Below are 12,171 nucleotides of genomic sequence, written 5' to 3' on the forward strand. Positions count from 1 at the left end.
TGAAACGGAAGTAGACATCCGGGAATCGCCGGATCGGCCCCTCGAAACCGAGATACCCATGGTGCTCTTCGATGATTACTCATAGACTTTCAACTAACGTTCAGAAAATCTCCAGATTAACTGCCTTTACTACTGAATTAGCGCATGAGAGTGGCGGCGAACAAGCGCCCAGAGCCGCTGAACAAACGTGATAGGAATTTTAGAAAAGGAGCAGCAATGGCTGACGAATTCAACCCGCAGGGCGTCGACCAGACCCCGCAGAACAACGAAAATCCCGCCCCAAACGGCAACGAGACTGAGACTCAGGCATCAGCTCAGACCGCAGCTGAGGGCGATGCCGCAACCACTTCATCTCACGAGGACAGCAACCCGACCCAGCAGATGCCTTCCGCGCAAGACGATGCCCCGACCGCTGCCACCGAGCCCATTCCGGACTACGCCGCAGCCAAGGGCGAGAGCACCGTGGTCTCCAGCGCTCCAGCCTCCACTCCGGCTGCAGACACGCAGTCCGCAACTCCGCTCTACCGCCCGGCTCCAGAGTTCGGCGCGTATGGCCCGACTCCGACGCAGCCCGAGCAATCCGCGTCAAACACCGCTCAGCAAGGCGCCCAGCCCACGCAGCAGTTCCCGTATGGTCAGGCCTTTTCGCAGCAGCCACAAGGCCAGCGCAACCCTTACTTCACCAACAACCAGCAGCAGGGCAACAGCAACCCGTTCAACCCGCAGCCGCAGCAGCCGCAGAACAATGGCAACCCGTTCGCTACTCCAAACGGCCAGCGTCAGGGTGGGCTGTTTGGCTTCGGCTCTGGCGCCGGCACGCCGAACGGCCAGAATCCGCAGGGCCCGCAAGGCCCGGCCCAACCCAATAGACCTGGTCTGTCCAAGACGGCAAACGCCATCGTCGTTGCTGTGGTCGCCGCGCTGGTCGCCGCGGCTTTGTGCCTCGGCCTTGGCTACGCGGCCATCACTAACGGCTGGGTGACTGTCCCGACCTCCAGCTCGCTCTCGAACGTCACTTCAAACAAGTCCGGCTCCGGCTCTGCCACTGCCAAGACTGGCGAAGCCCCCGATTGGCAGACAGTTGCTAGCGGCGTCTCCGGCTCTGTGGTCTCCATTCAGACCGCAATGGCCAACGGCACTGCCAAGGGATCCGGTGCAATCATTGATACTGAGGGCCACATCATCACCAATAACCACGTGATTTCCGGGGCTCAGCAGATTCAGGTGACGCTTGCTAACGGCAACATCTATTCCGCTCAGCTCGTCGGCACCGACACCACCACCGACCTTGCCGTGATCAAGCTCGACAACCCGCCGAGCGGTCTCAAGGCCGTCGAATTCGCCGATTCCGACAAGCTCGCCGTCGGCGAGAACGTGATGGCTATCGGTAACCCGCTCGGCTACGACGACACCGCCACCACCGGCATCGTCTCCGCCCTGAACCGCCCGGTGACCGTGACCGACGACAACAATAACGAGATCGTCACCAACGCCGTCCAGATCGACGCGGCCATCAACCCCGGTAACTCGGGTGGCCCGACCTTCAACGCGGCCGGCCAGGTAATCGGCATCAACTCCTCGATTGCCTCTACCGCAACTTCCTCCGACTCCGCCGGCTCGATCGGCATCGGCTTCGCGATTCCGTCTAACCTCGTCAAGCGCGTTGCCGACGAGATCATCAAGGATGGCTCGGTTAAGCACGTCGCCCTTGGCGTGGTCATCAAGTCCGACACGGTTGAAGCCGACGGTGTGACCCGCGGCGGCGCGACCATCACCAAGTCGAGCGCCACTGGTTCCGCAGTCGTCTCCGGCGGCCCGGCCGACAAGGCTGGCCTGAAGGAAGGCGACACCATCGTGGCCTTCAACGGTAACGCGGTCAACAACAACTACTCGTTGCTGGGCTTCGTGCGCGCCGCAGCTCTCGGCGATAAAGCGACGCTGACCATCGTGCGCGACGGTAAGACCATGGACGTCGACGTCACGCTCGACCAAGAGGAATCTTCCGTAAACGGTTCGTCCAGCTCGAACTCGAACGGCAACAACCAAAATAACCAGAACAACCAAAATAACCAGAACAACCAAAATAACCAGAACGGCAACGGCCGGAATGGTTACGGCAATGGCAACGGCAACAACGATGGCGGCACCGGTGATGGCGGCGGCTTCTCCGACCCGTTCGGTCTGTGGTAAAGCTGGTTCAGCGCGTCACACGGCGTTGAGCGGTAACCGTTGAACGCCGTGTCAGACAGGCAAAGGCCCGTAGCAGTGAGCAACTCCTGCTGCGGGCCTTTCGTATACGCGGGAAGCGTTTGGCTGGGTCGGCCGGAGCGGCGGCAGATATCTTGTTCCGTGGGCTTTTGTATGCACGGGAATCGTTCTGGCAGGACGTCAGCTGCAGGCGCATAAGCTCTGTGAGCCCCTCATATGCACGGGAATTCTTGGCGGAATCGTAGGAGGGGGGATTGATGCCTTCTGACTGATCCGCCAACGTAGTTTCGCAGCCCGGCATGTCGCGTTCAGGCCGCTGATAGGGTAGGCCAAGCGCTGATTCGGGCAATGTCTCGAGCGATGCGCACAATAATTCAATACATAACTAAAAACGATTTCTTTACGCCGTGTATCGGATGGTCGCGCGGAGCCGAAAGGCCCTAAGCAAAGCCGCCGGTGGGTTAACAAGGCGTGACCGCAGCGCCGATTGCGCGGGCCACGCTTGCCGCAATCGACTCCGTATACGAGCGTAAGGAGCAATGATGAGCGGACTCATCAGATTCTTCACCAAAATCCTCGACATCTGCCGACTTGTGCCGATGCTTCCCGTTGTTGTTATCGCCGCAATCCCGCTGGCATTGCTGGGCGATTGGCGCCCATGGGGCAACGCAATTGCGATGCCGGTGCTGGGTAATCCTGGTGTAGGCCAATGGCTGATAATCGCGCTGGTGGCAATCATTGTGATTGACACAGTGCGTGGCATGATTGACGATTTGCGCCACGGACAAGTCGGCGTCGATTTGCTGGCCGTAGTGGCGATTCTTTCCACCGTTGCCGTCCGCGAGTACTGGGCAAGCTGGGCGGTCATGCTGATGATTACGTCCGGCGAGGCCATTGAGGAATACGCGCAGGCCAAGGCCGAGCACAGTTTGACCGCATTGATGCAGGCAGCACCGCAAACCGCGCACGTCGTCAACTTGCCTGGCGTGGGGTGTGGGGATGCCGCCGATGAGGACGATTCGTCCGATGGCTTCCGGCGTGTAGGCTCGGTTCCGGCGACGTCCTCCCCTCAGTCGACTTCGCCGACAGCTCCCCTTGGAGAGAGGAACCAAGTACCGCCGTCGAGGGGAGCTGACTCGCGGAGCGAGACTGAGGGGAGCTGGTCGGCTGAGGCCGCCACGCACCGCTTCGACACGGTGCCGGTCGAGCAGGTGAAGCTCGGCGATGTGCTCATGGTGTTGCCGGGCGAAACCGTGCCGGTCGACGGCGAACTGCTTTCCGGCTCGGCCACGCTCGATCTGAGCAACATCAATGGCGAGCCGGTGCCGCGCGAGGTGTTCGCCGGTGCCCGAGTGATGTCTGGCGCAGTGAACGGTTCCACTGCCTTGACCATGCGCGCCACCCAGGTGGCCGCCGATTCCCAGTACCAGCACATCCTCGAACTCGTCGCTTCCGCACAGGAGTCCCGTCCGGCCGTGGTGAAAACCGCTGATCGCCTGGCTGTGCCGTTCACCGTGTTGTCTTTGGCGATCGCCGGCATTGCGTGGGCTGTCTCCGGCGTGCCGACGCGATTCGCCCAGGTGTTGGTACTGGCCACGCCCTGCCCGCTGCTTATCGCTGCGCCTGTGGCGTACATCGCCGGTACTGGTCGACTTGCCGCCGCCGGTGTGCTTATCAAGGCACAGGATGTGCTCGAAAACCTCGGCCGCGTCACTCAGGTATTCTTCGACAAAACCGGCACGCTCACCGTCAAGCAGCCGCAAGTGGTGCGCGTTGAGATGCTGCCCGGGGCTAAAACCCGTCTTAATGAGGATCATGTGCTGATGATGGCCGGCGTTGTGGAAAGCTATTCCGTGCACATCCTGTCGAAGGGCATCGCCAAGGCCGGTGCCGACGCGATGGCCCGTCTACGTCAGCGGTTCGCGGACGGCCAGCGTCGCTGTCCCGAGCCTGAGGCGAGTTGGCCCGGCCATGGCCGTGAATATCCGGTTGTCAAGGACATTAATGAGGACTCCGGCAAGGGCGTGTCCGGCAAGGTGAACGGCCATGCCGTCCGCGTCGGGCGACTGTCGTTCGCTGCGGCCGACGATGACGGCTTCTTGACTGCCGAGGTAGCGGGTGTAAGCCGGGCGGATGGCCCACGGCAGGAGGCGGCCGACCTCTTCAGCCCGCTTCACGGACAGTCCCCTCTGGGCGGGGATACTGAGGCCGGATCTGGCCGCACGATTGCCGGGAACACTAAGGAAAAGGAAACGCTGCGTACGCGATTCGGTATGCTACAGCCGGACGAAATGGCCTCCTACGTGTCCGTTGACGGGCAACTGATCGCCCGCATCGTGCTGCGAGATGTACCTCGCGCCAACACCAAAACCGCGCTCGCCAATCTGCACGAACTGGGTGTTACCAAGCTCGCCATGCTTACCGGCGATAAGCGCGCCTCGGCCGAAATCATCGCGGACGAAGTCGGCATCGACGAGGTCCACGCCGAGCTGTTCCCCGAAGACAAGGTTGCCGCCGTCAAAGCTGCCACGGAGGCAAGCGCCGCGCCGGCCGGGCGCGCGAATCACGCCGCCAGCCCTGTGTCCGATGCCGTAGATGGCATCCGGTCCGATGGTTCTCAACCGTCGCGTTCTCGATGCAGCCGCGCCGCCGCAATCCGCAAGCCGGTCACGATGATGGTCGGCGACGGCGTGAACGATGCCCCGGTACTTGCCGTCGCCGATATCGGCGTGGCCATGACCGACGGCACTTCCACTGCTGCTTCCGAAAGCGCCCAAGTGGTCATTATGAATGACGATATTGCCGCTGTGCCGCGCGCTATCGCCATTGCACGCCGTACCAAGCGCGTGATGCTGCAGGCCGTGATCGCTGGTCTCGTACTCGCCACCATCGGCATGATTGCCGCCGCCTTCAACCTCATTCCAGTGGTCGTCGGCGCTTTCCTCCAAGAGGCCATCGACGTGGTCAGCATCCTTTGGGCCCTCACTGCCCTCATCGACCGCGACTAGGCGGGGTATCTCCTCGACTGAGTCGCGGTTTTGCCCCGCTGACGGTCTGTAAGCGGGGCGATTCTGTGGGTTAATAGGGGTTTTGCTCCACTGACAGGCTGTAAGTGAGGTAATTTTGCGGTCTACTCGTGGTTTTGCTTCGCTGGTGGGGGTCAGTGGGGTGCTTTGGCTGGTTAGTCGCGGTTTTGCTCCGCTGATGGGCTGTAAGCGGAGCAATTTCTCGGGTTACTCGCGATTTTGCTCCGCTGGCGGTCTGTGAGTGGGGCAATTTCTTGATCGACTCGTGGTTTTGCCCCGCTGGCGTGAGGCTGGCAGAGGGTATCAGGCACAGGATTCCCACCACTCGCCCCTGTTGCAACGGAAGGCTTTGCGATAACCTGTAACGCGTGACTGAATCTGAGAACACTGAACTTCGTATTGCTGTAATTGGCGCTGGTCCGGCCGGCGTCTACTCATCCGATATCTTCCTGCGCCAGCTCAAGAAACTCGGCGAGGAACTCGGCCTCGGCACCAAGGCCCGCATCGACCTGTTCGAAAAGCTGCCGGTACCGTTCGGTCTGGTGCGTTACGGCGTGGCCCCCGACCACCCGTCCATCAAGTTCATCGCCTCCGCACTCGAGAAGACGCTTGATAACCCGGACATCCACCTCTACTGCGACGTGGAATTCGGCAAAGACGTGACCCTTGATGATTTGCTTGCCCGCTACGATGCCGTGCTGTTCGCCACCGGCGCAGTCAAGGACAAGCCGCTGAACCTGCCCGGGGCCGACCTCGATGGCGTATACGGCGCGGCCAAGTTCGTCGAATGGTATGACGGCTACCCCACCGGCGCCCGCGAATGGCCGCTTACGGCCGAGAACGTCGCTGTGATCGGTGGCGGCAACGTGGCCATGGATGTGGCTCGCGAGCTCATGCGCAACGCCGACGACCTCAAGGCCAAGACCGATATCCCGGACAATGTCTACGAGGGCATCGACAACAACAAGGCGAAAATCCTCCACCTGTTCATCCGCCGCGGTGTGGCCCAGGCCAAGTTCAGCGTGCAGGAGCTGCGCGAGATGGAGAAGTTGCCCGGCGTGCAGCTCATCATCAATGAGGACGACTTCGATTTGGACGACGAGACCATCGAGGTGGCCGGCAAGGACAAGCTCACCCGCCAGATGGTCGAGGAGCTGTTCGCCATCCGCGAGATGGCCGAGGACATGGAAGATGACGGCGACGTCGACTTCGAAGGCAATCCGGCCGACCGCAAGTACTACGTGCACTTCAACTCCGCACCCACGGAAATCCTCGGCGAGGACGGCAAGGTCAAGGCCATCCGCGTGGAGCGCACCGAAACCGGGGCCGACGGCAAGATGAGCCACACCGGCGAGTTCACCGACTACCCGGTTGAGGCCGTCTACCACGCCATCGGCTACAAGCCGGCCGAGGCTCCCGGCATTACTTACGACGAGCACGGCGCTCACCTGGCCAACGCCAATGGCGATGGCCGCATCACTACCGAAGCGGACGGCGGCGAAGTGCGCGACCGCCTGTACGCCACTGGCTGGGCCAAGCGCGGCCCGGTGGGCCTGATCGGCTCCACCAAGTCCGACGCACTTGCCATCGTGACCAACATGCTTGAGGATCTGGCCAAGGCCGCCGAAGGTGGTCGCGTGGCCGAGGATCGCGACCCCGAATCCATCGACCGACTGCTGGAAAGCCGCGGCGTCAAGCCGATTGACTTCGCTGGCTGGAAGAAGGTCGACACCTTCGAGCGCGCCGAAGGCGCCAAGGAGGGCCGCGAGCACAAGAAGATCATCGAGCCCGACCAGATGCGTGAGCTCGCTCTGGCCTGATTGACTATCAGCTCATCGCATCGGCAACTGCACCAGCAGCTACGCAATCGGCGCGATTGATACATCGATAAATAAGGACGCCGGTTATACGCCGGCGTCCTTATTTATATAAAAGCCAGTGTCATGCCAGTCGAGCAGGCCGATGGGCCAAACGATCCAAGCAGCTAAAGCAAGCCAAACAAGCAAAGCGTCCCGATCAGACCAATCGGTAAAGCGGTAAAACAGGCCAAGCAGCCGCACTGTCAAGCATCGTCAATCCCATGTAAACAGGCTATTCCGATCCCGCAAACCGCACCGTAAGCACCGCCGACCCCCATCCGATTCACCCCTCGGCGCACATCCAGCCAATATTCAGGCAGTGATTTTAGTGTGAGCCTCATGGATGCCAAAGTACGGGTGCACGGCCATTTCAACGGCCTGAAGACTACGCTGCTGTTCGCCTTGATGTGGGCCATCATCATGCTGATATGGTGGGCCACGGGCGGCAGGCAGCAGACGCTGGGCATCTACGTCATTATCGGGTTGGCCACCACGTTCGGCTCATACTGGTTCTCCGACAAACTCGCCATCGCATCCATGGGAGCCAGGGAGGTCAGCGAGCAGGAAGCCCCCGAAATCTACCAGATCGTGCGCGAGCTGAGTGCCAAGGCCGGCAAGCCGATGCCTCGCATCTACATCGCGCCCACCATGAGTCCGAACGCCTTCGCCACCGGCCGCAACGAACGTCACGCTGCCGTATGCTGCACGCAGGGCATCCTGCAGATTCTGAACGCCCGCGAGTTGCGCGGCGTGCTGGGTCATGAACTGATGCACGTGTACAACCGCGACATTCTGACCTCCGCCATCGCCTCTGCCATGGCCACCGTCATCACGTACCTCGGTTATTCTCTGATGTATTTCGGCGGAGGCAACTCGCGCGACGACCGCGATAATTCAGGCGGTCTCGGCTTGATCGGCGTGCTCCTCAGCGTGATTCTCGCGCCGATTGCCGCATCACTGATTCAGATGGCCATCTCCCGCACCCGTGAATATGATGCCGACGAGGACGGCAGCCTGCTGACCGGCGACCCCGAGGCCCTGGCCTCCGCGCTCAACAAGATCTCCTATGGCGCCCAGACCACGCCAATGCGCAAAACCGCCGGCACCCAGTCCGTCTCCGCGATGATGATTGCCAATCCGTTCTCCGCGGTCGGTTTCTCCAAACTGTTCTCCACGCATCCGCCGACTGATCAGCGCATCGCACGCCTGATGCAAATGGCCAATGAAATGAACGGCACTCCGGTGGCCGCATCCACATATTCCACGCGCGCAATTCACTAGTCCAGCACAGAACTCAAACCGGCACATGGCGCAAGGTGCCGCATAGGTGATACACTTGCCTCTTGTGCGTGGAAGCGCACATGCGGACGTAGTTCATCGGTAGAATGAAAGCTTCCCAAGCTTTAGAGGCGGGTTCGACTCCCGTCGTCCGCTCCATCGATTTTCCTTGAAATTCCAACGGTTTTCCCTCTTTTGAGAGCTTATTTTCCTGCCGTATGACCGCTATATGAGAACAATTCACGTCGTCCGCGTATCGTGATGGGCGATGTGTGAACCCAAGACCGCTGCAACCAATGGCCAACCAACGCCAACCCTCGAACGCACCCCGCACGACATCTTCGTCGGTGCCGGACTGGCGCTCGCCGGAGGCGTCTTCTGGGGGCGTCAACGCCACCGTCTCCAAACTCCTGATGAACGACTATCACGCCGATCCGCTGTGGATCGCCTGCGTACGCGAGCTATTGGCCGGTGTCGTCTTTCTGGTTTGCGCAGGAATCTTCACGCCTGACAAGTTCATCAACTCGCTTAAGGACTACCGTTCCTACCCGAGACTTCTGCTGTGCGCGTTCTTCTGCGTGCTCATGGTGCAGGTCTCCTACTTGAAGGCCATTGACTGGACCAATTCCGGCACGGCTACAGTGCTGCAGACGCTCAATCTGCTGGTTGTACTCGTATTCGTATGTATTATGGGCAAACGGCTGCCCGGCAAACGCGAAAGCATCGGTGTGGTACTCGCTTTTGTGGGCACGGTGCTCATCGCCACAGGCGGCGATCTCAGCCAGCTCAGTCTGCCGCTGCCCGGTCTGCTGTGGGGCCTGACCGATGCCGTATGCACGTCGTTGCTTGCGATTCTGCCCATCACATTAATGGCCAAATGGGGCAACTTCATGGCCAACGGCGTCATGTTCATCGTTTCCGGCCTAATGCTGCTGCCGCTCGTGCACCCGTGGACCACCGCCCCCGCGTTGGATTGGTTCGGCATTGGTCTGATGGTATTCACCGTGGTGTTCGGCACATTCGGTGCCTATTGGCTATTCCTCGGCGGCACCCAGCGCTGCGGTGCAATGCGCGCCACCATGCTCGGCACCAGTGAACCCGTAACCGCCACTATCACCGGTGTCCTATTCGCCGGCGCGGTCTTTACCCCGACCGATTTGGTCGGCTTCGCCATGATTATCATCATGGTGTTCCTCGTGAGATAGTTCACAGCTCGCCTGGCTCCAGAACCTAGTCTGGCGGGCACACCCCGAGCGATAATGAAGCCATGACAATCGCAACACCGGAACGTTATGCCGAAATGCTAGACGCCGCACGACGCGGCGGCTACGCTTACCCTGCCATCAACGTGAGCAGCTCGCAGACGCTGAACGCCGCGCTGAAGGGGTTCGCGGATGCCGAATCCGACGGCATCATCCAGGTGTCCGTCGGCGCAGCCGCATACCTTTCCGGCATCGGCGTCAACGACCGTGTCACCGGATCGCTGGCCTTGGCCGCTTTTGCACACGAGGTCGCCGCGAAGTACCCGAACATCACCATCGCCCTGCACACCGATCACTGCGCCAAGCAGTATCTGGACGAATGGGTGCGACCGCTGCTCGCACATGAGGCCGATCAGGTGGCGCATGGTCAGGAGCCCACATTCCAGTCGCATATGTGGGACGGCTCCACCGTGCCGCTCAAGGAAAATCTGGACATCGCCGAGGAGCTGCTCGATAAGTCGCAGGCCGCGCACACGGTGCTGGAGATCGAGATCGGCGCGGTCGGCGGCGAGGAAGACGGCTATTCCGCCAAAATCGACGAACGCCTCTATTCCACGCCGGCCGATGGCCTTGAAGTGGCCCGTCGCCTTGGTTTGGGCGAGCGTGGCCGATACATGGCCGCCTTCACGTTCGGTAATGTGCACGGCTCCTACAAGCCCGGCGTGGTCAAGCTGCGTCCCGCCCTGCTCGGTGATATTCAGTCCCGTGTGGCGCGCGCGGTGGTCGAGGGTGAGCTGCCCAGCGCCGCCGGCATAGTCGACTTTCCCAACGGCAAGCCGTTCGAATTGGTGTTCCACGGCGGTTCGGGCTCCCGTCCGGAAGAGATTGCAGAAGCCGTGAGCCATGGCGTGATCAAGATGAACATCGACACCGACACGCAATACTCGTTCACGCGCCCGATTGCCGACCATGTGTTCGAGAACTATGACAAGGTCCTCAAGATCGACGGTGAAGTGGGCGAAAAGAAGTTCTACGATCCGCGTTCCTGGGGCCGCAAGGCCGAGGAATCCATGTCCGCCCGCGTGGCTGAGGCATGCAAGCAACTCGGCTCGGCCGGCAAAGCACTCAGATAACACCCAAATAAACTGTCATTCGCCGTGGCGGCGCCTTGGTGTCGGCCCGCCTCGCGCAACGCGCGGCAAAGACACCAGAAGCCCGATTGCGTGAGATGGCCGCGCCCCGAGTAGAGGGTGTAAGGTAGTCTGTTTCCGGCGGAATCGTGCGAATGCGGAGGTGCATCATGCCTGGAATTGTTCTTATTGGTGCCCAGTGGGGCGATGAGGGTAAAGGCAAGGCGACCGATCTGATCGGTACCAAGGTCGATTATGTCGCACGCTTCAACGGCGGCAACAACGCGGGCCATAGCGTGGTGGTCGGCGACGAGTCGTACGCCCTGCACCTGCTGCCCTCCGGCATCATCAACCCGAACCTCACCCCGGTGATCGGCAACGGCGTGGTCGTGGACCCGGAGGTGCTCTTCGAGGAGATCGACGGCCTGGAATCCCGCGGCATCGACTGCTCCCACCTGCTGGTGAGCGAGGCCGCGCACATCATCGCCCCCTACCACCGCACCCTCGACAAGGTGACCGAACGCTTCCTCGGCAAGCACAAGATCGGCACCACCGGCCGTGGCATCGGCCCGGCCTACGCGGATAAGATCAATCGCATCGGCATCCGCGTGCATGACCTGTTCAACGCCGACCACCTGCACGACAAGGTGGAGGCCAGCCTGCACCAGAAGAACCAGATGCTGGTCAAGCTCTACAACCGCCGCGCCATCGACGTGGACCAGACCACCGACGAACTGCTGAAGCTCGGCGAACGCCTGAAGCCGTATGTGGCCAACACCGGCCTGATTCTCAACAAGGCGCTCGACGAAGGCAAGACCGTGCTGTTCGAAGGTGCTCAGGCCACCATGCTCGATGTGGATCACGGCACCTACCCGTTCGTCACCTCCTCCAATCCGACCGCCGGCGGCGCCTGCACCGGCACCGGCGTGGGCCCCACCAAGATCACCCGCGTGATCGGCGTTGCCAAGGCCTACGTCACCCGCGTGGGCGAAGGCCCATTCCCCACCGAACTGCTGGACGAGTCCGGCGAATGGCTGCGTCAGCAGGGCCACGAATTCGGTGTGACCACCGGCCGCCCGCGTCGCTGTGGTTGGTTCGATGCAGTCGTCAACCGGTACGCCTCCCAGGTCAACGGCCTGACCGACATCGTGCTCACCAAGCTCGACGTGCTCACCGGCCTGAAGGAGATTCCGATCTGCGTGGCTTACGACGTGGACGGCGAACGTCACGACGATATGCCGACCGATCAGGCCGAATTCGCGGCGGCGAAACCAATCTACGAATCCATGCCGGGTTGGGACGAGGATATTTCCCAAATCCACGACTTCAATGATCTGCCGAAGACCTGTCAGGATTACGTCAAGCGTCTTGAGGATCTGTCCGGCTGCCGTATCTCCGCGATCGGCACTGGCCCGCAGCGCGACCATGTCATCCAGATCAATTCGCTGGTCGACTGACCGTCTGCAAC

General features: G+C 61.1%; 5 protein-coding genes, 1 tRNA gene and 3 pseudogenes. All 9 read left to right on the top strand.

All coding sequences use genetic code 11. The annotated features are described in order from the left end of the window. Positions 1–216: 216 nt before the first annotated feature. The 9 genes and pseudogenes from BBBR_RS00390 to BBBR_RS00425 all read left to right on the top strand — a co-directional run bounded on the left by BBBR_RS00390 (position 217) and on the right by BBBR_RS00425 (position 12,160). A complete protein-coding gene (locus BBBR_RS00390; RefSeq protein WP_032738106.1) occupies positions 217–2,190 on the top strand; it encodes a S1C family serine protease in 1,974 nt (657 codons plus the stop codon). Positions 2,191–2,750: 560 nt separating this feature from the next. Continuing rightward, positions 2,751–4,748: pseudogene (locus tag BBBR_RS00395) on the top strand (HAD-IC family P-type ATPase); the annotation flags it as partial. Between the two features lie 120 nt (positions 4,749–4,868). After that, positions 4,869–5,216: pseudogene (locus tag BBBR_RS11290) on the top strand (HAD hydrolase family protein); the annotation flags it as partial. Between the two features lie 386 nt (positions 5,217–5,602). Further along, positions 5,603–7,054: an FAD-dependent oxidoreductase gene (locus tag BBBR_RS00400; RefSeq protein ID WP_003827952.1), complete on the top strand. Its 1,452-nt coding sequence runs from the start codon at positions 5,603–5,605 to the stop codon at positions 7,052–7,054. A gap of 378 nt (positions 7,055–7,432) precedes the next feature. Further along, positions 7,433–8,374 (top strand): zinc metalloprotease HtpX, encoded by a 942-nt coding sequence (htpX, locus tag BBBR_RS00405; RefSeq protein WP_003827954.1) that lies wholly within the window; start codon positions 7,433–7,435, stop codon positions 8,372–8,374. Positions 8,375–8,456: 82 nt separating this feature from the next. Continuing rightward, positions 8,457–8,530, top strand: a tRNA-Gly gene (locus BBBR_RS00410). Positions 8,531–8,639: 109 nt separating this feature from the next. Next, a pseudogene (locus BBBR_RS00415) lies at positions 8,640–9,576 on the top strand (DMT family transporter). A 62-nt stretch (positions 9,577–9,638) separates the two neighbouring features. Continuing rightward, entirely contained in the window at positions 9,639–10,706 is a 1,068-nt protein-coding gene (gene fbaA, locus BBBR_RS00420; protein WP_003827956.1) for a class II fructose-bisphosphate aldolase, read from the top strand. A gap of 167 nt (positions 10,707–10,873) precedes the next feature. Then, positions 10,874–12,160, top strand: coding sequence for an adenylosuccinate synthase (locus tag BBBR_RS00425; protein ID WP_016462059.1), 1,287 nt, complete (start codon positions 10,874–10,876; stop codon positions 12,158–12,160). Positions 12,161–12,171 lie beyond the last annotated feature (11 nt).

This window comes from Bifidobacterium breve DSM 20213 = JCM 1192 (genome assembly GCF_001025175.1).
Classification (GTDB): Bacteria; Actinomycetota; Actinomycetes; order Actinomycetales; family Bifidobacteriaceae; genus Bifidobacterium; species Bifidobacterium breve.

Bases quoted from the DNA above. Each gene is read 5' to 3' on its own strand.
- fbaA (WP_003827956.1), top strand. From the start codon at position 9,639: ATGACAATCGCAACACCGGAACGTTATGCCGAAATGCTAGACGCCGCA.
- BBBR_RS00390 (WP_032738106.1), top strand. From the start codon at position 217: ATGGCTGACGAATTCAACCCGCAGGGCGTCGACCAGACCCCGCAGAAC.
- BBBR_RS00425 (WP_016462059.1), top strand. From the start codon at position 10,874: ATGCCTGGAATTGTTCTTATTGGTGCCCAGTGGGGCGATGAGGGTAAA.
- htpX (WP_003827954.1), top strand. From the start codon at position 7,433: ATGGATGCCAAAGTACGGGTGCACGGCCATTTCAACGGCCTGAAGACT.